Annotated in this window: 18 protein-coding genes and 1 tRNA gene; 12 read left to right on the top strand and 7 right to left on the bottom strand. The window is 65.9% G+C overall.

Annotated elements, in window-relative coordinates; translation table 11 throughout:
- Positions 1-11: 11 nt before the first annotated feature.
- From ACSQ1X_RS12565 to aceE, 4 genes are all read right to left on the bottom strand, one after another.
- Positions 12-1,073 (bottom strand): beta-ketoacyl-ACP synthase III, encoded by a 1,062-nt coding sequence (locus ACSQ1X_RS12565; protein WP_055795815.1) that lies wholly within the window; start codon positions 1,071-1,073, stop codon positions 12-14.
- Complete coding sequence (locus tag ACSQ1X_RS12560) at positions 1,070-1,999, bottom strand: ACP S-malonyltransferase (protein WP_436057907.1); 930 nt, start codon at positions 1,997-1,999, stop codon at positions 1,070-1,072. The genes ACSQ1X_RS12565 and ACSQ1X_RS12560 overlap by 4 nt, the downstream gene beginning before the upstream one ends.
- Before the next feature lie 87 nt (positions 2,000-2,086).
- Positions 2,087-3,331 carry a PucR family transcriptional regulator gene (locus ACSQ1X_RS12555; protein ID WP_436057906.1) on the bottom strand — a complete coding sequence of 415 codons (1,245 nt, stop codon included), beginning with the start codon at positions 3,329-3,331 and terminating at the stop codon, positions 2,087-2,089.
- Positions 3,332-3,502: 171 nt separating this feature from the next.
- Entirely contained in the window at positions 3,503-6,271 is a 2,769-nt protein-coding gene (gene aceE / locus ACSQ1X_RS12550) for a pyruvate dehydrogenase (acetyl-transferring), homodimeric type (protein WP_436057905.1), read from the bottom strand.
- Positions 6,272-6,666: 395 nt separating this feature from the next.
- Here aceE and ACSQ1X_RS12545 point away from each other — a divergent pair, with 395 nt between their 5' ends.
- The 7 genes from ACSQ1X_RS12545 (at position 6,667) to ACSQ1X_RS12515 (ending at position 11,739) form a co-directional block, all read left to right on the top strand.
- Positions 6,667-7,086 (top strand): DUF3052 domain-containing protein, encoded by a 420-nt coding sequence (locus tag ACSQ1X_RS12545; RefSeq protein WP_055803775.1) that lies wholly within the window; start codon positions 6,667-6,669, stop codon positions 7,084-7,086.
- Positions 7,083-7,592, top strand: coding sequence for a peroxiredoxin (locus ACSQ1X_RS12540; protein ID WP_235506044.1), 510 nt, complete (start codon positions 7,083-7,085; stop codon positions 7,590-7,592). Before ACSQ1X_RS12545 ends, ACSQ1X_RS12540 begins: the two co-directional genes overlap by 4 nt.
- A gap of 4 nt (positions 7,593-7,596) precedes the next feature.
- Positions 7,597-8,517 (top strand): NAD-dependent protein deacetylase, encoded by a 921-nt coding sequence (locus ACSQ1X_RS12535; RefSeq protein WP_436057904.1) that lies wholly within the window; start codon positions 7,597-7,599, stop codon positions 8,515-8,517.
- Between the two features lie 109 nt (positions 8,518-8,626).
- Positions 8,627-8,702, top strand: a tRNA-Val gene (locus tag ACSQ1X_RS12530).
- A gap of 116 nt (positions 8,703-8,818) precedes the next feature.
- Positions 8,819-9,109, top strand: coding sequence for a hypothetical protein (locus tag ACSQ1X_RS12525; protein WP_055803690.1), 291 nt, complete (start codon positions 8,819-8,821; stop codon positions 9,107-9,109).
- 312 nt (positions 9,110-9,421) lie between these two features.
- Positions 9,422-10,219, top strand: a complete 798-nt coding sequence (locus ACSQ1X_RS12520; RefSeq protein ID WP_436057903.1) for an IclR family transcriptional regulator — start codon at positions 9,422-9,424, stop codon at positions 10,217-10,219.
- 170 nt (positions 10,220-10,389) lie between these two features.
- On the top strand, positions 10,390-11,739 hold the full coding sequence (locus ACSQ1X_RS12515) for an MFS transporter (protein WP_436057902.1): 1,350 nt from the start codon (positions 10,390-10,392) through the stop codon (positions 11,737-11,739).
- Between the two features lie 138 nt (positions 11,740-11,877).
- Here ACSQ1X_RS12515 and ACSQ1X_RS12510 read toward each other — a convergent pair whose 3' ends face one another.
- Positions 11,878-13,287, bottom strand: coding sequence for a PLP-dependent aminotransferase family protein (locus tag ACSQ1X_RS12510; protein ID WP_436057901.1), 1,410 nt, complete (start codon positions 13,285-13,287; stop codon positions 11,878-11,880).
- On the opposite strand from ACSQ1X_RS12510, the gene ACSQ1X_RS12505 reads away from it, so the two are divergent.
- Together ACSQ1X_RS12505 and ACSQ1X_RS12500 are read left to right on the top strand one after the other, a co-directional pair.
- The gene (locus tag ACSQ1X_RS12505; protein WP_436057900.1) at positions 13,286-14,275 is read left to right on the top strand and encodes a DMT family transporter; all 990 of its coding nucleotides are present in this window, start codon (positions 13,286-13,288) and stop codon (positions 14,273-14,275) included. The two genes, ACSQ1X_RS12510 and ACSQ1X_RS12505, sit on opposite strands and share 2 nt — an antisense overlap.
- A gap of 4 nt (positions 14,276-14,279) precedes the next feature.
- Positions 14,280-14,903 (top strand): FMN-binding negative transcriptional regulator, encoded by a 624-nt coding sequence (locus ACSQ1X_RS12500; protein WP_436057899.1) that lies wholly within the window; start codon positions 14,280-14,282, stop codon positions 14,901-14,903.
- A 156-nt stretch (positions 14,904-15,059) separates the two neighbouring features.
- Here ACSQ1X_RS12500 and ACSQ1X_RS12495 read toward each other — a convergent pair whose 3' ends face one another.
- Complete coding sequence (locus ACSQ1X_RS12495) at positions 15,060-16,124, bottom strand: D-2-hydroxyacid dehydrogenase (RefSeq protein WP_436057898.1); 1,065 nt, start codon at positions 16,122-16,124, stop codon at positions 15,060-15,062.
- A gap of 127 nt (positions 16,125-16,251) precedes the next feature.
- Here ACSQ1X_RS12495 and ACSQ1X_RS12490 point away from each other — a divergent pair, with 127 nt between their 5' ends.
- From ACSQ1X_RS12490 to ACSQ1X_RS12480, 3 genes are read left to right on the top strand one after another with little or no spacing between them, the layout of a single operon-like run.
- Positions 16,252-17,172, top strand: coding sequence for an NAD(P)-dependent oxidoreductase (locus tag ACSQ1X_RS12490; protein WP_436057897.1), 921 nt, complete (start codon positions 16,252-16,254; stop codon positions 17,170-17,172).
- Positions 17,173-17,199: 27 nt separating this feature from the next.
- Positions 17,200-17,970 carry an SDR family oxidoreductase gene (locus ACSQ1X_RS12485; RefSeq protein ID WP_436057896.1) on the top strand — a complete coding sequence of 257 codons (771 nt, stop codon included), beginning with the start codon at positions 17,200-17,202 and terminating at the stop codon, positions 17,968-17,970.
- Positions 17,970-19,037: an L-idonate 5-dehydrogenase gene (locus tag ACSQ1X_RS12480; RefSeq protein WP_436057895.1), complete on the top strand. Its 1,068-nt coding sequence runs from the start codon at positions 17,970-17,972 to the stop codon at positions 19,035-19,037. Before ACSQ1X_RS12485 ends, ACSQ1X_RS12480 begins: the two co-directional genes overlap by 1 nt.
- Here ACSQ1X_RS12480 and ACSQ1X_RS12475 read toward each other — a convergent pair.
- Positions 19,015-19,743, bottom strand: a complete 729-nt coding sequence (locus tag ACSQ1X_RS12475; RefSeq protein WP_055803767.1) for a FadR/GntR family transcriptional regulator — start codon at positions 19,741-19,743, stop codon at positions 19,015-19,017. The genes ACSQ1X_RS12480 and ACSQ1X_RS12475 overlap by 23 nt on opposite strands.
- Positions 19,744-19,817: the final 74 nt, after the last annotated feature.

The raw sequence follows: 19,817 nt of genomic DNA, 5'->3' as shown, positions 1-19,817 counted from the left end.
AAAGGGTTCGGCTACGGGAGCACTATCACCTGGGCACCGAACACCAGTCCGGCGCCAAATCCGATCTGCAGGGCCAGTCCGCCGCTGAGCTCGGGGTTTTCCTGGAGCAGGCGGTGGGTGGCAAGCGGAATGGAAGCCGCCGACGTGTTTCCGGCTTCGGCAATGTCCCGGGCCACCTTGACGGTCTCGGGAAGCTTGAGCTTCTTGACCATCTCGTCGATGATGCGCATGTTGGCCTGGTGGGGGATGAACGCTGCGAGGTCTTCCGCCGCAATGCCGGCGGCGTCGAGGGCCTGCTGGGCCACCTTGGCCATCTCCCACACTGCCCAGCGGAAAACAGTCTGGCCGTCCTGGCGCAGGGTGGGCCAGATGGCGGCGTCGGTGACCGCAGCCTCTTCGGTGCTCAGGGCCCCGGATTTGTTCGCGGCAAGGGCAAGCTCACGGACGTCGAGCAGGGAATGCGTCATGCCGATGGCGTCCCACTTGCTGCCGTCCGAACCCCAGACGGACGGTCCGATGCCCGGGGTGTCGGAGGGACCGATCACCACGGCGCCGGCGCCGTCGCCCAGCAGGAAGGAAATCGTGCGTTCAGTGTTGTCGATGACGTCCGAAAGCTTCTCCGCACCCACCACCAGCACATATTCGGCTGCGCCGGAACGGACCAGTGCGTCGCCCTGGGCAATGCCGTAGCAGTAGCCGGCACACGCTGCGGAGATGTCGAACGCCGGAGCGGGCGTTGCTCCGATGCGGTCCGCCAGGCTGGCAGCGGCCGAGGGCGTCGCGTACGGATGCGTCACGGTGGAGACGATCACGGCGCCCAGCTGGCTGGCCTCGATGCCCGCTTTCGCCAGGGCTTCGCGGGCCGCGCCCTCAGCCATGTCAATGACACTGACGTCTGCGGGAGCCCGGTGACGGGTCACGATGCCGGTGCGCTGCCGGATCCATTCATCCGAGGAATCGATCCACTGGCAGACGTCTTCGTTGGTGACGATGACGTCCGGCCGGTAAGCACCGAGTCCGAGGATGCGGGTGTGTTCGCGCATTGGTGCCTGTTTGAGTGCGGGAGCGCTCATGCCTGTCCCTCCAGTTCTGCGAATAGGGCCAGGGCAGCGGTGAGGTCGTCCGGCGTCTTGACGGCAACGGTCTTGACCCCGGGCATGCCCCGCTTGGCGAGTCCGGCCAGGGTTCCGGCCGGTGCAAGTTCAATGACGCCGGTGACGCCGCGCTGCACCAGCGTTTCCATGCACAGGTCCCAACGGACCGGGCGGGAGACCTGGGCGATGAGGCTGCCGACAGCTGCGTCGCCGTCGGTCACTTCCTTGCCGTCAAAGTTGGACAAGAGCGGCACCTGCGGATTCCGGGGTTGCAGCGAGGGCTTCAGCGCTTCCAGCGCCGCAACCGCAGGTGACATGTGCGAGGTGTGGAACGCTCCGGCCACCTTCAACGGGATCACGCGCGCCTTGGCCGGAGGATTCTCCGCAAGGGCCTTGAGCTGTTCGAACGTGCCCGCCGCGACGGTCTGGCCGGCCCCGTTGACGTTGGCCGGCGTGGCGCCGGCTGCTTCAATGGCGGCCAGTACCTCGGCCGGGTCTCCGCCAACCACGGCGCTCATGCCGGTGGGGGTGACCGCGGCGGCAGCGGCCATGCTGTTGGCACGCTCCCGCACGAACGTCATGGCCTCGGTCTCCGTCAGGACTCCGGCAAGCGCCGACGCCGTGATCTCGCCGACGGAATGTCCGGCGAGGATGACAGGGAGAGCGCTGAGTTCGACGTCGAAAAGCGACTTTGCGGCCACCAGGCCGGCCGCCACGATCAGCGGCTGCGCCACCGCCGTGTCCTTGATGGTTTCCTCATCCGACGTAGTGCCGTGTGCGGTGAGGTCGATGCCTGCTATTTCACTGAGGGAGGCCAAATGGCCAGCGACGGGAGGCAGTTCCAGCCAGGGGGCCAGAAAACCAGGGGTCTGGGAGCCCTGTCCAGGGCAGACGATTGCAAGCACGTATCCAGCTTTCCAAATTACCGCGTGATTCTCGGTGTATTCATACACCAAGCTCACTGGGTCAGTTTGTAGGAAGTCTACAACGGTTCAGTTGCCGTTCCGGGACGTTTGGCGTTCGGTGGGTGCCTTGGGCGGCACGGAAAGCCGTCCCACCACGAGGGCCGCCTGAAGCACAAACGCCTCCCGGGGAAGGAGCGGATCCCAGCCGGTGACGTCACAAACACGCTTGAGCCGGTAGCGGACGGTGTTCGCGTGCACAAAGAGCTCACGGGCCGTTGCCTCGAGCGAGTGTCCAAGCTCGAGATAGGTGCCCAGGGTCTCCACCAGTCCGTTGGACGCGGCAATCAGAGGCCGGTAGATGTTCTTGATGAGGGACCGGCGTGCAGCGTCGTCCCCGGAAATGACCCGCTCCGGCAGCAGGTCGTCTGCCGCCACCGGGCGCGGCGCCGAGGGCCAGGCCCGCGCTGCGGTCAGCCCAGCAAAGGCGGACTGCGCCGAGCTGCTGGCTTCCAGCAGGGAACCCGCTTCCGGCCCGTAGACAACAGGGCCGGGGGCGAAGAGTTCGCTGAGCTTCAGGTAGGCGCTCTCACGGTCCTGGACTCCGCCAAGGATCAGGATCAGGCGGTCCCCCTGGATCCCCACCAGCGCGTCCTCGGCGAACCGGCCAGCCGTCCGGCGCAGCTCGCTGACGTAGCTGGCGCTCGGTTCCGACGGCGAATTCCCCACCATTACGGTAAAGCGCTCCTGTGCTTTCCAGCCGAGGGCGGCAATGCGCGACCGCAGGGCATCGGTGTTTTCGCCGCGCAGGATGGCGTCAACAATCAGGGCCTCAAGCCGGGTGTCCCATGAACCCCTCGACTCGGCTGCCCGGGCATAGACATCGGCGGCGGCAAAGGCCACTTCACGTGAATAGCGGAGCACGGCTTCCCGCAGCGCCGGCTGGTCCGCCTCCGGCGCGATGACGGGCACCTGGTCCTCCACCACCTCCACCACGATCCTGATGAGCTGGAGCGCCTTCTGCAGGCTGATGGAGCGGGTCAGCTCGGTGGGGGCGGTCCCGAAAACATCCGTGAGGATCCACGACGGCGAGCTGGGCCGCTCGTACCAGGTCACAAATGCGGCGATGCCGTTCTGGGCCACCATCCCGAGGGCGGACCGCTCATCGGAACTGAGCCGGCCGTACCAAGGCAGCGATTTTTCGAGCTGGCGCATGGTGGTGGTGGACAACTGCCCCACGCTGGCCCGGAGTTTCTTCAGCGTCTGGGTTTTTTCCGGCGTCAGGGCGCGCGAGGCCGGCTTGCGCTTTTCGGGAGTGGGGGTTGGCTCTGCCATGCATCGAGCATACGGTGCGCGCAGGCCAAGCTCCATTTGTGCAAAGGCTACAACTCGATTTGCGCTGCGTCACAAAGACCCGTAGTCCGCCTGACGCCGGGAACACAACGACGACGGCGGCCCCCGCCTTTTTGGTGGGGACCGCCGCCGTCGTGATTCACTGCAGCCGGATCAGGATTCGCCGCCAGCGTTTCCTGTGGAGCCGGCATTGACGTTGTTCAGCCGGTACTTCTCGATCGCCTGGGCAGGAGCCTGGGCGTCCACTTCGCTTCGGCGCGCAAGCATCTCGAGGGAACGGACCACTATGGAGTGGATGTCGTTCTTGAAGAAGCGGCGGGCCGCGGCGCGGGTGTCGGAGAAGCCGAAGCCGTCCGCGCCGAGCGAAGCGAACTCGTTCGGGAGGTACTGACGGATCTGGTCGGGGACGGCCTTCATGTAGTCCGTGACCGCCACGATGGGGCCGGTGGCGCCTTCGAGCTGTGCTGTCACGAACGGCACTCGTGCCGGTTCGCCGGGGTTGAGGAACGCGTCCTCTTCCGCTGCCATGGCGTCGCGGCGCAGTTCGTTCCAGGACGTGACGGACCAGACGTCCGCTGAGACGCCCCAGTCCTCGGCCAGGAGGCGCTGGGCTTCCAGGGCCCACGGAACGGAAACGCCCGAGGCCAGGATCTGCGTGCGGGGGCCGTCGATCTTGGCCGGTGCAAGCAGGTAGATGCCCTTGATCACGCCTTCAACGTCCAGTTCATCCGGCTCGGCCGGCTGGGAGATGGGTTCGTTGTAGACGGTGATGTAGTACATCAGGTTCCGGTTAGTCGAATCCGGTCCGTACATGCGCTCGATGCCGTCGCGGACGATGTGGCCCATTTCGTAGCCGTAGGCGGGGTCGTAGGTGACCACTGCCGGGTTGGTGGCGGCGAGGATGGGGGAGTGGCCGTCGGCGTGCTGGAGTCCTTCGCCGGTGAGGGTGGTCCGGCCTGCGGTGGCGCCGATGATGAAGCCGCGGGTCATTTGGTCCGCGGCTGCCCAGAAGGCGTCGCCGGTGCGCTGGAAGCCGAACATGGAGTAGAACACGTAGACCGGGATCAGCGGCACTCCGTGGGTGGCGTAGGCGGTGCCGGCGGCGGTGAAGGCTGCGACGGCGCCGGCTTCGTTGATGCCGGGGTGGATCAGCTGGCCCTGGGCGGATTCCTTGTAGGCCAGGACCAGGTCCCGGTCCACGGACAGGTAGTTCTGGCCCTTGGGGTTGTAGATCTTCGCCGTCGGGAAGAACGCGTCCATACCGAACGTGCGGGCCTCATCGGGGATGATCGGGGCGATGTGCTTGCCGAACTCCTTGTCCCGCATGAGGTCCTTGAGGAGCCTGACGAAGGCCATGGTGGTGGCTGCCTGCTGCTTGCCCGAACCGCGTTTTGCCACTTCGTAGGACTTCGGGTCAGGAAGCGTGAGGGCGGCGTGCTTGCTGCGGCGTTCCGGAACGGACCCGCCCAGGGCTGCGCGGCGCTCCATCATGTAGGCAATTTCCGGCGCATCGTTGCCCGGGTGGAAGTACGGCGGCTGGTAGGGGTCGCCCTCAAGCTGCTCATCCGTGATGGGAATGCGCAGGTGGTCCCGGAACGACTTGAGGTCATCCAGGGTGAGTTTCTTCATCTGGTGGGTGGCGTTGCGGCCTTCGAAGTGCGGTCCGAGTCCGTAGCCCTTGACGGTTTTGGCCAGGATGACGGTGGGTTTGCCCTTGAATTCGGTGGCGGCCTTGTACGCGGCGTAGACCTTGCGGTAGTCGTGGCCGCCGCGCTTGAGGTTCCAGATCTGGTCATCGCTCAGGTCCGCGACCAGTTCCTTGGTCTGCGGGGTCTTCCCGAAGAAGTGTTCGCGGACGAACCCGCCGGACTCGGCCTTGTAGGTCTGGTAGTCCCCGTCCGGGGTTTCGTTCATGATCTTCACCAGCGACCCGTCGGCGTCCCGGGTCAGCAGGTCATCCCACTCCCGGCCCCAGACGACCTTGATGACGTTCCAGCCCGCGCCGCGGAAGAACGCTTCGAGTTCCTGCATGATCTTGCCGTTGCCGCGCACCGGTCCGTCCAGGCGCTGGAGGTTGCAGTTGATCACGAAGTTCAGGTTGTCCAGGTTCTCGTTCGCGGCGAGCTGGAGCAGGCCGCGGGACTCGGGCTCGTCCATTTCCCCGTCGCCCAGGAACGCCCAGACCTGCTGGTCCGAGGTGTCTTTCAGGCCCCGGTTGTGCAGGTACCGGTTGGACTGGGCCTGGTAAATCGCGTTCATCGGCCCGATGCCCATGGACACCGTGGGGAATTCCCAGAAGTCCGGCATCAGCCGCGGGTGCGGGTACGAGGACAGGGCGTGGCCGGCCTTGGACTTTTCCTGCCGGAACCCGTCGAGGTCCTCTTCGGTCAGGCGTCCTTCCATGAACGCGCGGGCGTACATGCCGGGGGAGGCATGGCCCTGGAAGAAGACCTGGTCCCCGCCGCCGGGGTGGTCCTTGCCGCGGAAGAAGTGGTTGAAGCCGACCTCGTACAGGGTCGCGGCCCCGGCGTAGGTGGAGATGTGCCCGCCCACGCCGATGTTCGGCCGCTGGGACCGGTGCACCATCACCGCGGCGTTCCAGCGCATGTACGCCCGGTAGCGGCGTTCGTATTCCTCGTTCCCGGGGAACTCCGCTTCCTGGTCCACCGGGATGGTGTTCACATAGTCCGTGGTGGTGACCATCGGAACCCCGACGCTCTGGGCGCCGGCACGCTGCAGGAGACTGCGCATGATGTACTGGGCACGCTCGGTGCCCTGTTCCCTGATCAGCGTATCCAGGGACTCAATCCATTCGGCGGTCTCTTCCGGATCACGATCAGGCAGCTGGTTAGTCAACCCGCTGAGGATATGGGAGGTATCTTCTCCTGCAGCCACGTCCAACCTCTCTTTGCGCGCATGCATCGGCGCACTCAGGTCCGGCAGGGTAACTGCCTGGCGTGAACGCGACGTGTGCGACGTATCGGTTACAACAGCCCGGTCATGTGCGCCGGGCAGGGTCCTATCACGTCTATGACCGCTTAAATCCAGGGCGATCGCCCCGCCGGCATAGACGTCATCAGCCACTCTAGCTGTGAGAGCTATCCGATGCGTAGCCGCTGCCTGACGTGCTTGTCGTATTTGACGTCATACTGGTTTGTGACGGTAGCCGCCGGGCCGGACCGCCGCCAGACCGTTGGTGTGACGCAGAATAAGTGGGATCGCTGGGGCAGTAGCTTGAAGAGCAGGCACAAAGGGTGTTGGCTTGTAGTAATGGAAATCACTAGATTTATGCAAATGACTAAGCATTGGAGGAACACGTGAGTGAGGCCGACGCCGCCACTTCGGTAAATGTGGCGGAAAAATTGGGTTTCAAAAACGGGGATCTGATTCAGGAGTTCGGTTACGACGACGACGTCGACTTCGACTTGCGTGATGATATTGAGGACCTCACCGGGTCCGAACTCCTGGATGAAGACGACCATGACGTTGTAGACGCCGTCATTTTCTGGTGGCGGGACGGCGACGGGGACCTTGTTGACACGCTCATGGATTCCCTGACCACGTTGAGTGAGAACGGTGTGGTCTGGGTTCTGACTCCGAAGTCGGGAAGGCATGGCTACGTGTCCCCGGCGGAGATCCAGGAAGCGGCACCCACGGCAGGGCTTCACCTCACCACCTCGGCCGGTGTATCCAAGGACTGGAGCGCCACGCGCCTGGTCACCAGGAAGAACAAGTGACGCTTCAGCCGCTGCAAACGGCAGAAAATCCCGCAACGACCAGCGTCCCGGAGGTCGGAGAGCCGGCCCCTGACTTTGAGCTGGTCAATCAGTACGGCGAACCGGTCCGGCTGTCGGAGCTTCGGGGGCGCAACGTCGTCGTGGTTTTCTATCCGTTTGCCTTCTCGGGGATCTGTACCGGAGAGCTTTGCGAGATCCGGGACAACCTTTCGCTGTTCGAAGATGCGAACGCAACTGTCCTGGCGATATCCGTGGACAGCAAATTCACGGTGCGGGCCTACGCGGAAAAGGAAGGCTATGGATTTGATCTGCTGGCCGACTTCTGGCCGCACGGGGACGTGGCATCGGAATACGGCGTCTTCGACCCGGCCAGCGGCATGGCGAAGCGTGGAACGTTCATCATCGACGCGCACGGCATCATCCGGTACGTCGTGGTGAATCCGCGCGGCCAGGCCCGTGATCTGGCGGGATACCGCGCAGCCCTGTCGGAGCTCGGCGGGAACTGACGGAATGAGGCAGCGGCACCCCGGACTTGGCATGACTGGGTTCGCCAGCCTGCCGCCGGTGGGTGCTGCCGCTCCTGCGCCGGACGAAATCGGAGCCCTGGCCGACATCAGGGACGCCATAGCGGGAAAGCGCTTCGCACTCCTGACCGGGGCCGGCCTCAGCACCGACTCTGGTATCCCGGACTACCGCGGGCCCGGTGCGGCTCCACGGGCGCCCATGACATATCAGGAGTTCATCGGGCACGCCGCCAACCGCCAGCGGTACTGGGCGCGCAATCACATCGGCTGGTCGCACCTCCGTCGCGCCGATCCGAATGAGGGCCATGCGGCCGCGGCCCGGCTTGAGCAGCGGGGCCTTCTCACCGGCCTTATCACCCAAAACGTGGACCGGCTCCACGAAGACGCGGGCAGCATCAATGTTGTCGACCTCCATGGCCGCTTCGACCGGGTGGCCTGCCTGTCCTGCGCCCGCCGCTACAGCAGGACCCTGCTGGCAGGAGTGCTGGAGGAACTGAACCCCGGATTCCTGGAACGGGCCCTGGCGGACGGCGTGGTGGAGATCGCGCCCGACGCCGATGCAACCGTGGAGGACTCGGCCCTGATCAGCAGTTTCATCGTGGCTCACTGCCCGGCATGCGGGGGCACCCTCAAGCCCGACTTTGTGTACTTCGGTGAAAATGTCCCGAAGGACCGGGTGGAGCGCTCGTACGCCATGGTCGACGCGGCCGGCGCTCTGGTTGTTGCCGGATCCTCACTGACGGTCATGAGCGGCCTTCGATTCGTCCGTCACGCCGCCAAGCAGGAGAAACCAGTGGTGATCATCAACAGGGGAGCCACGCGCGGCGATGACCTGGCCACCATCAAGCTGGAGGCGGGGGTCAGTGAATCGTTGACGTGGCTGGCGGCCGAACTGCCGGACCTGTGACGTTCACCTCACTGCCCCGTGGCGGGTTCGTCGATTGGCGTTCGGCGGGACTTGTCCGGTAGAGTTGCTGTTCGTTGGTTGAAGCGCTGAGGCGCGGAAACCACGGTTTGGGTCTTTAGCTCAGCTGGTAGAGCGCCACGTTTACACCGTGGATGTCATCGGTTCGATCCCGGTAGGACCCACCAGCAAAACCCCGTCATTGCAGGCCGATCAGGCAGGCAAAGGCGGGGTTTTTTGTCGTCCGGGCCATGGTCATTGGCGCCCGGGGAGGAATGTCGGACCCTGTTCATAGTGTGGCGGCATGGAACACGTCATGATGAGGCTGGCCCCGGACGGCCGGCCGCTTTCCGTTCTCCGCGGTGGCCGCGAATGGACCATTAGTGCCGAGCCGGTCCGTTGGTTTGAGCGCATCAGCTGGTGGGAGGCCGAACGCAGGATGCCCAAGGGCCTGGGGCGAGTGGACATCGAGGTGTGGCGGGTCCAGGCGCGCCTTGGCCGCAACGAGAACTCGGCACTGACCACCATGGAATTGATCCGTGACGGGCTCGGTGGCGGGTGGCGGCTCCGGGACGCCGTGGCCGACGCCGCTTGATCCTCTGGATCGCGGAATCACGGGGAATTGGAAAAGCCTTCCACCGCGGCTATTGGGGGATGCCGCGGTGGAAGGCTTGGAATGAATATACAGTGAATTTTTGGAAATGTGAAACATTTTCATGCTCCGGCCGATCCTCCCAGAGTCGAAGGTCCCTCGGTGCCGGCGCCGGTGCCGGCGCGGGCCCCGCCCCGGCGATACACGCAGGGGAGCAAATCGGGTCGGCAGACATTATGATGGTTACTGTTCAGCTGAATGAACAGTTGTGAATGAACGGCGCACTTACGGACGCGCTTTAACTGAAGGAGAATCATGGCCGATTCCCGGGCTCCCCGCACTTCCGACGGACTAGGGAGTGCGTCCCCCGCGCCGGCCGTGACGCGTGCCGCCGCAGTACTCGAGGCCCTGGCCGCTTCAGCGACGGGTCGGCTTACGCTGAGCGATCTCTCGCGGGAACTCGGCATCCCCAAATCATCAACATCGAACCTCCTGCTGGCCCTTGAGGAGGCGCGCCTTATCAACCGGCAGGGGGCCGACTTCACGCTCGGGCGCAAACTCGTGGAACTAGGTGCCGCCTACCTGAGCCGGCTGGACGAGGTGCAGGAGTTCTACCGCTTCTGTGAGCAGGCGCCCACCTTGTCTGGCGAAACCGTCCGCATCGCCATGCTGGACGGGACCAACGTCATCTACCTGGCCCGCTACGAAGGGCATCCCGCGGTCCGGCTGACCTCGAATATCGGTGACAAGATGCCCGTGTCGTTGTGTGCCGTGGGTAAGGCACTCATCGCAAGGCTGCATGACCACGACATCGACGAGATGTTCCCTGATGGCCAGGAACTTCCCGTACTGACCCCGAAATCACTCCGGACGGGTGCTGAATTCAAGAAGCAATTGCCCCTCATCCGGGAGCGCGGATATGCCTTCGAGGACGAGGAGTCCACCACGGGAGTTGTGTGCCTGGCGGTATCGGTCCCAACGAGGGGGGCGCACGGCCCCAGCCTGGGGCTGTCCGTTACCGCGCTGAAGGCCACCTATTCCGAGGAGCAGGGCGCCATGATGGTGAAGGAATTGCAGGAGCTGGCCCGGTCGCTGGGCAATCCCATGGGCTAGGGGAGGGAAGCTGAGGGCCGGCGCAGATTCCGCCGGAAAATAAATCAGCTTTCATCATTGGCGAACCGTTCATGGTGCTGTACGCTGTTCAATATAGTGATCGACACCACCGGTGCCGTCGCTATCCCACCAGACCAACGGGGGTCTGGAGTGTTCTTAAGGGAGTGCTTGTGACAACTCGTACTGAATCACCACTGGCCGATGCGGACGACGCCGTCGTCGAACCGGAACAACTGCGGAGGGCAACTCTTGCCAGCTCCGTGGGCTCCGCTCTGGAGTACTACGATTTCTACATTTATGGCCTCGCTTCGGCTTTGATCTTCGGACCGCTTTTCTTCAAGCCCCTAGGTGAAGACGGCGCCCTGATCGCGTCCTTCGCCACCTATGGCGTCGGGTTTGCGGCCCGACCGTTCGGCGGGGTCATCTTCGGCTACATCGGCGACAGGTTCGGCCGCAAAATGGTCCTCATCCTGACGATCGGCCTGATGGGAACCGCAAGCTTCGCCATCGGCCTGCTGCCCACCTTCGAGCAGGCGGGCATGCTGGGTGCGGTCCTGCTCGTGACACTGCGCATCCTCCAGGGCCTCGGCGCCGGGGCTGAACAGGCCGGTGCCACCACGTTGATATCAGAAGTCGCGCCGCGCCGCCGTCGTGGATTCTTCGCTTCCCTGCCGTTCGTCGGCATCCAGCTCGGCACCCTGCTCGGAGCCGGTACTTTCGCACTGATTGCCATGGCTGACAAGGCCGTGCTCGAAGGCTGGCTGTGGCGCGTACCGTTCCTGGCCAGCATCATCCTGATTGCAGTAGCCATCTTCATCCGGCTGCGGCTCAAGGAAACTCCGGTATTCCAGGAGCTCGAAAAGCACAAAAACGTAGTCAAGAACCCCATCGGCCAGCTGTGGAAGCACTCCAAGAAGAACGTCCTGATCGGCATTGGCCTGCGCATGGGCGAGAACGGCAACTCGTCGATCTACTCAGCCCTCCTCATTGCCTTCCTGGCAGCCAAGGACGGGGTGTTCCCGGGCGACAAGTTCATCGGACCCGTGGGCCTGCTCATTGCCGCCGGCTTCGCCGCCGTCATGGTGGTCACCTTCGGCGCGCTCTCGGACCGTTTCGGCCGGGTGCCGGTCTACCGCTACGGCGCCCTGTTCCAAGCCGTCATCGCACTTCCGGCGTTCTACCTGGTGACGCTGGGCAACGTGACCCTTGTCTGGGTGGTCATGGTGGTGGGTATCGCCATCGGCGTCCAGTCCATGCTCGGACCGCAATGCCCGCTCCTGCCCGAGCTCTTCGGATCCCAGTACCGCTTCACCGGCGTTGCCATGAGCCGTGAACTCTCCGCCGTTATGGCCGGGGGCCTGGTTCCCCTCGTTGGCGCGTCGCTCCTGGCGGCAACGAATCACTCCTGGCTGGTGCTCGCCATCTACTCCCTGGTGCTGGCGCTCATTTCGTTCGCCACGACGTTCTTCACTCCGGAGACCGTAGGCCGTGACCTCGTCCTTACCGAGGACGCGAGCTAGTACCACCCGCACCACCGGAACTGCACTCCGAAACAAAGGCTGTGGCTCCCTCCGCACGGAGGGGGCCGCAGCCTTTGCTCTGCCGTCGCCGGTTCATCCGGCACGTGAGTCCGGCCGGGCCCTGGACACTGCCGGTCCCTAGCTGTTGCGTTCCAGTGCCTGGCCGATGATCCGCGCCCCTTCCGGGAAGGCTCCCGGGTTGGACCCTGAGTAGTTGAGGCGGATGAACGCACCGGCGGGTTCGGCCGGGAACCACTCCCGCCCGGCCGCGATGATGACCCCTGCGCTTTCGCAGTCGCGGGTCAGCCGCTCCAGGTCTGTGCCGTCGGGCAGCCTCGCCCAGAGGTTCAGGCCTCCCTTGGGGACCTGTTCGATGTGTGCCTGCGGGGCGTGCTCGCGCATGCTGGTGACCAGGAGGTCGCGGCGCGACTGGAGCTGGTGGCGGAGGCTGCGCAGGTGCGTCTGCCACCCGGGCTGCGTCACGACGTCGAGCGCTGCAGCCTGGAGCAATCCACTGACGTACATCGACTCGGCGGCCCGGTCCGCGAGAATGCGTTCACGGGCCGGACCGCGCGCGATGACGGCGGCGATGCGGATGGCCGGGGATACGCTCTTGGTCAGCGAGCGGAGGTACACCACGTGGCCGGAGTCGTCGCGTGAGGCGACGGGAACCGGACTGGTGGTGATGCCGAAGTCGTGGGCCCAGTCGTCTTCCACCAGGAACCCGCCCTTCGCGCGCACCACCTCCAGGACCTCTTCACCCCGCCCGGCAGCCCACTGTGCACCGGTGGGGTTCGCGTAGTTCGGCTGGGCGTAGAAGAGGCGCGCGCCGGTTTCGTCAAAGGCCCTGGCCAGTTCCGCCGGGTCCGGACCGTCAGGTCCGCTGGGCACCGGGACAACGCGGACTCCGGCCTGCGCCGCCGCCAGAATGGCGCCCCAGTAGGTTGGTGATTCCATCAGCAGCGGTTGTCCGCGCCCGGCCAGCGCGCTGAAAATGGAACTGAGGCCGCTCTGGCTTCCCGGCAGGACGACGACGTCACTCGGGTTCGGCGGTGTGGTTCCGACCGGTGTCGAGCCGCCAAGTTCGTGCGCGAACCACGATTGCAGTTCCGGCAGGCCCGCTGCCGGGGGACGGGACAATGCAGCGTCGCTCCGGGCTGCGCGTGTGAGTGCCGCCCGGACAAGGCGCTCGGGCAGGAGTTCCCGGTCCGGGTAGCCGGAGTGGAAGGCGATGGCATTGTTCGGCACGTCGCGCATGGTGCTGGAGGCTGACGGCAGGGGTGCCAGCGGTGACCGCAGCGCCGCCGTCTGCCAGCCGTAGTCCGAGGGGCGCGCACTCCGGACGGCCCGTACGAAAGTGCCGACGCCGGGCCGGCTTTCGATCAGCCCTTGCGCAGTGAGGGCCTGCAGTGCCTTTTGCACGGTCACCGGACTTGCCTGGTACTCAGCAACCAGCGACCGGGTGGACGGCAGCTTCGATCCTGGCGCGGCTTTGGCGATCCACTCCCGCAGTCGCGTCGCAATTCGGGAACTGCTATCGTTGTTCATGAGAGACAATAGTAGCGCTACTACACGCAATCGCCCAGTGGTACTGCCCCGCACTCCCTCCGGACTGTGGTGGGGCCTCCTCGGAGTAGCGGCCTTCTCGTTCACGGTCCCCTTCACCAAGATTGCCGTCACAGGACTGTCGCCCCTTTTCATCGGGTCCGGCCGCGCGGTGGTGGCCTCCGTCCTCGCCGCCTTCGCACTGGCACTCACCCGGCAGCGGCTTCCCCGCGGCGTGCAGTGGGCACGCCTCGCAGTGGTGGCCGCCGGCGTCGTGATCGGATTTCCCTTGCTCACGTCCTTTGCACTCACCACCACACCGGCCAGCCACGGCGCGGTGGTCATCGCCCTGCTCCCGGCCGCGACGGCGACGGCCGCCGTGCTGAGGGGACGCGAACGTCCACCCCTGGTGTTCTGGCTGATCACCGGTTTGGGCGCGCTGGCGGCTATCGCCTTCGCCTCCATGCAGTCCGGCGGATTCGGCCAGCTGCACTCTGCGGACCTGCTGCTCCTGGGCGCAGTGGTGGCCGCGGCCGTCGGCTACGCGGAAGGCGGCCTGCTGGCCCGGGAACTGGGCCCCTGGCAGACCGTATCCTGGGCTCTGGTGCTGGCGTCGCCGTTGATGGCGGTCCTGACGATGCTCTCCCTGGCTCAGCAGCCGCCGTCGGCCTCTCCCGTCCAGTGGGTGGCGTTCGCCTACCTCGGTGTGGTGAGCATGTTCCTGGGCTTCTTCGCCTGGTATCACGGCCTTGCCATCGGCCCCATGGCCCAGGTCAGCCAGATCCAACTCGTCCAGCCAGTACTGAGCATCTGCTGGGCCGGACTCCTGCTTGGCGAGAGCCTGGGCTGGACCACCATCATCGGCGGCCTCGCCGTCATCCTCTGCGCCGGCGCCGCCGTCCGGGTCCGCCTCAAACCGGCGCCCGCTCCGCAAACGGCCCCACCCGCTGTCCCGCACGCCGCACGATCCCTCCAGCCTGCAAAGGATTAGCATCATGTACACCCCAGCCCACTTCGCCGCCGGACCCGACGCCATCCAGGATCTCCTCGCCCGGCCGGCCGCAGCCAATCTGGTCACCATGACATCGCAGGGCCTGCTTGCGACGCTGCTGCCCTTCGTCTATGACCCGTCGATCGGCGAACACGGCGCCCTGAACACCCACGTAGCCCGGAACAACGCGCAGTGGTCCGAGCCGGTGATCGGAGAGGCACTCGCCATCATCCAGGGTGCGGACGCCTATATCTCGCCGTCCTGGTACGCATCGAAGGCCGAGCACGGGCGCGTAGTCCCCACCTGGAACTACTCCACGGCGCATGTATACGGAAACTTGGTTGTCCACGACGATCCGGCCTGGCTCGCCGGCCAGGTCAGGCGGCTGACCGACGTCAACGAAGCAGGCTTCGACCACCCGTGGAGCGTGGACGACGCGCCGGAGCGCTACATCTCCGGGCAGCTGCGCGCCATCGTGGGCCTGGAACTGGTGATCACCCGGATCGAGGCGAAGACCAAGCTCAGCCAGAACCGGCCGGACGCCGACATCGACGGCGTGGTGGCAGGACTTACTGCCCGGGGGCACGCCGGGACCGCCGCCGAGGTCGAGCGGGCAAAGCGGCAGTAGTCCCCGGCACAAACAAACAGGCCGGCTCCTCCGCCCAAGGCGGGGGCCGGCCTGTAGTGCGGCGTGCCCCAAGAGGGGCCGGCCTGTAGTGCGGCGTGCCGAAATGCCCGGCGGCCGCGCGGGCCGATGGGCGGGTGAAGATTGGCTTGGTACGGCCTAGTAGAAGTGCACGGTGTCCACGAGGTGGGGGAGTTCCCCGCCGTCCAGGAACGTGCGCAGGTTGCTGCTGAAGCGTTCGGCGATCAGCCGGTTCTCAGCGGCGCTCAGGGCCGACGTGTGCGGGGAAACCATGACCCTCGGGTGGTTCCAGAGCGGGCTGTCCTGCGGCAGGGGTTCGACGGCGAACACGTCGAGGCAGGCGTAGCCCACCTGGCCGTTGTCGAGTGCCCCCAGGAGTGCGTCTTCATCCACCACGGTGCCGCGGCCAACGTTGACGAAAACGGTTCCCGGCTTCATGGCCGCGAACACCTCCCGGTTGAACAGCTTTTCCGTGTACGGCGTGCCGGGCAGGGTATTCACGACGGCGTCTGCCGTGGCAAGCAGGCCGGCCAGGCCGTCGTTCCCGGCTACCTCTTCGATGCCGTCGATCGGCTCAACGTTCCGCTTGGTGCCGCTCACCTTCATGCCGAGTGCCCGGGCGATGCGGGCTGTTTCCAGCCCGATCTCGCCGAGGCCCGTCACCACCAGCGTGGAGCCGTTCACCAGGCGCGTCGGGGTGCGCAGATCGGGCCAGACCTTGGCGGCCTGGTCCACTGCAAGCTCTGCGCTGCGCTTGAAGCCGTTGAAGATACCCAGCGCGGCGAACTCCGCCAGTGGCAGGGCGTGAACGCCCGCTGAGGTGGTCACCTTGAATTTCTGCAGGGTTTCCTGGTCCAGGCCGGAAGCTTTGACCGCTCCGCCCGCGCCTGCGGCCATTGCGTGGATCCACTGGAGCCGGGGGTTGCTGGCGGCGATGCGGGCCAGTCCGGCAGGACTCTCGTTGGGGAAGCCGTACAGGACGTCGGCCTTGTTCAACATGTCCCAGTAGCGCTCCTCCTGTTCGGGAGTGCGCGTGAAGTGCGGATCGCCGGCGTGGTCCGCAGGGAACCGTTCGGGCGGGAGGAGGTCGGGCTCATAGAGGACGGTCACGGCGGGATCTACGGCGCGGATGCGCTCAACCAGCTCAGCTTCGAGCGGGACGGCGATTGCGACGGTGGTTTTAGTCGTCATGGTGTTCATCATACTGAATGGAGGCTAGGATATTGAACAGAATTCCTCCTGTTAACCAGAACTAACCACGAAGATAACCACGATGAAGTGAGGTGCGCTGCCGATGGATGTGCAGGCAAACCCTGATCTGAGCGAAAATTTGAGTGAAAAAAGGGCCGGTTTCGTCGGGCTGGGCCTGATGGGCGGCCATATGGCTGTCAACCTGTTGAAGGCCGGCTGGGCCGTCACCGGCTGGAACAGGTCAGCTGCCGCCCTGGACGGCTTTGCCGCGCGCGGCGGCATCCGGGCCGCTGACGTCGCAGCATTGCGGGACGAACCGGTCATCATCTTTATGCTCCCCGACCTGTCCTACATAGAGGACGCGGCCCAGGAGCTCCTCGCCGGCTGGGCCGCAGAGCCGCCCGTGCCTGGTACCGCCGTCGTTGTCATGAGCAGCGTGTCGCCCGCAGCCGTTCGGGACTTCGGGGCAAGGGTGGCCCGCTTGAGCCGCGGTAACGCCACCGTCGTCGATGCACCCGTCAGCGGCGGCACCAAGGGTGCCGAGGACGGAACCCTGGCCATCATGGCCGGCGCGGAGGAGCGGGATTTCCGGAGGCTTCTTCCGCTGTTCAGCGCTATGGGCGGCACCGTCCGGCGGCTGGGGCCGCTGGGATCAGGGTCGCTGGCAAAGGCTTGCAACCAGCTCATTGTGGGAACCACGACGGCGGCGCTCGCCGAAGCGGCAGAGCTCGCCGAACGCTCGGGCATGGACGTCGCGGCGTTGTATGAGGTGCTTGCCGGCGGACTGGCCGGCAGTAAGGTCCTGGAAGTTGTGGGGCCCCGCCTCGCTGCAAAGGACTACGAGCCCACAGGGCCGGCGAAGTTCATGCACAAGGACCTCTCGTTCGTCCTGGAAAGCGCTGCCGCCGTGGACGCGGCGGTTCCCATGGCTACCGCCGGCGTCGAACTCTACGCCGAACTGAAGCGCCAGGGTCTCGGGGACCTCGACCTCGCCGCCGTCCGGCAGGCGATTTCGAATCTCAGCTGGGACGCAAGTCAGAACCAGCAGTCACACCAGTAATCAAGAGCAATTGAGGAACAGCAGACGATGAGTGCACTTTTTGACCTGAGCGGGCGTGTTGCCCTGGTGACCGGTTCGAGTCGGGGGATCGGCAATGCGCTGGCGCGGGCGCTGGCGGATGCCGGCGCGACGGTGGTGCTGAACGGCATCAATCCTGAGCGGCTGAAGGCGGCTGAGGCTGCGATGGCGGCCGGGTACCCGCCGGGGCGGGTGCACAGTTGCGCGTTCGACGTCACCAGCGACACTGAGGCTGCGCGGGGTGTTGCATGGGTGGAGGAGAACGTGGGGCCGCTGGAGGTCCTGGTGAACAATGCGGGGATCCAGCACCGGGTGCCGATGCTGGATTTGGACGTGGCGGACTGGGAGCGGGTGATTTCCACGGACCTGACCAGCGCGTTTTTGGTGGGGCGTGAGGCGGCGCGGGTCATGATCCCGCGCGGGCGGGGGAAGATCATCAATATCTGTTCGGTGCAGACCGATCTCGCCCGCCCGACCATCGCCCCGTATATCGCGGCGAAGGGCGGGCTGCGGAACCTGACCCGGGCGATGACCGCGGAGTGGGCCGGGTCCGGGCTGCAGATCAACGGGATCGCCCCGGGCTACATCCATACCGAGATGACGCAGAACCTGGTGGATGACGAGGACTTCAATGCCTGGATCCTGGGCCGGACCCCGGCGCACCGGTGGGGGACCGTGCAGGACCTGGCCGGGCCCGCGGTGTGGCTGGCCTCGGACGGGTCGGACTTCGTGAACGGGCAGACCATCTTCATTGACGGCGGAATGACGGTGGTGGTCTGATGCGCGGCCTTCATCAACTTCCTGCCAGCGGCGCGGCCGTGGTGGCGCACGCCGCGGGCGACCTCCGCATCGAAGACGTGATTCTCACCGCCCCCGCCCGCGACGAGTCGGTCGTCGAAGTCTGCTACGGTGGCATCTGCGGCTCGGACCTGCACTACTGGCTGCACGGCGCCGCCGGCGAATCCATCCTCCGCGCGCCCCTGGTGCTCGGGCACGAAATTTCCGGGACCGTGATTCGTGCCGCGGCAGACGGCACCGGGCCGGTGGCCGGCACCCCGGTTGCCGTTCATCCGGCCACGCCCGGGCCCGGTGCGGCGCGGTATCCGGCGGACCGGCCCAACCTGTCCCCGGGCTGCACGTACCTGGGCAGCGCCGCCCGCTTCCCGCACACCGACGGCGCGTTCAGCCGCTACGTGAACCTGCCGGCGCGGATGCTGCGCGCGCTGCCGGGAGGCCTCAGCCTGCGCACGGCGGCGCTGATCGAGCCCGCCTCCGTGGCCTGGCACGCGGTGTCCCGTGCCGGGGACGTCAGCGGAAAGACCGCCCTGGTGATCGGCAGCGGCCCCATCGGCGCGCTGGCCGCGGCCGTCCTCAAGCGCGCCGGCGCAGGCCGGATCGTCGCCGTGGACATGCACGCCAGGCCGCTGGAAATCGCCGCGGCCGTGGGAGCGGACGAAGTGCTCGCCGCCTCCGACGCGGAAGCGATCGCCGCCGTCGAGGCCGACGTCGTGATTGAATCCTCCGGCAACCACCACGGCCTGGCCTCCGCCATCCAGGGCGCCGCCCGCGGCGGCACCGTCGTGATGGTCGGCCTGCTGCCCACCGGCCCGCAGCCGGTCCTGATCTCGCTGGCCATCACCCGCGAACTGGAGCTCAAGGGTTCCTTCCGCTTCAACGACGAGATCGACGACGTCATCGCGGCCCTCGCCGACGGCACCCTGTTCGTGGACCCCGTGATCACCCACGAGTACCCCGTGGAGGCAGCCCTGGAGGCGTTCGGCGTTGCCCGGAACTCCGCGGAATCAGGGAAGGTGCTGCTGGACTTCAGCCCTGCTGCAGCGGAATGAAAACCCTGGGCTGGTCCCGCCAGCCGGGTTCCATCTCGGAGATCGTCTCGCGCATGATCCTGCTGGAAGCCTCGCGGGCTCCGGCGGCGTCCGCTGCGGCGATGGCCTCGGCCACATCCACGTGCCATTGCAGGGCCGTCTCCCGCGGGCGGTCCGGCATGAGTCCGTGGACGGTACGGCCGGTCAGGGTTTCCGCCACCTGTCCGACAAGGTTGGCGAACATTTCGTTGCCGGATCCGGTGAGGAGAAGCGAGTGGAATTTGATGTCCAGCTCCAGGAACTCCGCCACGTTGCCGGCCTCGCCGGCGTCGCGCATTGCCAGCGAGACGTCCAGCAGTTCCTGCCGGATTGCCTGGGGGGCGTTGGCGGCCGCCAGCTCGGCGGCAACAGGCTCGACGGCGGAGCGCAGCTCCGCGAGGGACCTGAGCTGGGCGCCGCGGCCGTCACCGGCCAGGCGCCAGCGGATGACCAGCGGATCAAACGGGTTCCAGCGGTGTGCCGGCAGCACCCGGATTCCCACGCGCTTGATGGTTTCCACCAGGCCGAGGGACTGCAGGACGCGGACTGCTTCGCGGACCACAGAACGCGAGACTTTCAGTTCGTCCTCAAGCTGCTCAGCCAGCATCACATGGCCAGTGGGCAGCGCGCCGCTCACGATGCGGGTGCCCAGGTTTTCGATGGCGCGGTGGTGGAGGCTGGTTGACATAGTCGTAAGCATAATGGGGCTGGCGGCGCCGTCCTGCGCGGCACCGTCCGCGGCCCGGGCGTACATCCTCGCCT

This window comes from Arthrobacter sp. LjRoot78, assembly GCF_964254335.1.
Lineage (GTDB): Bacteria > Actinomycetota > Actinomycetes > Actinomycetales > Micrococcaceae > Arthrobacter.
Note: the sequence above shows the minus strand (reverse complement) of the source record. Positions and strands in the feature narration are given on the sequence as shown.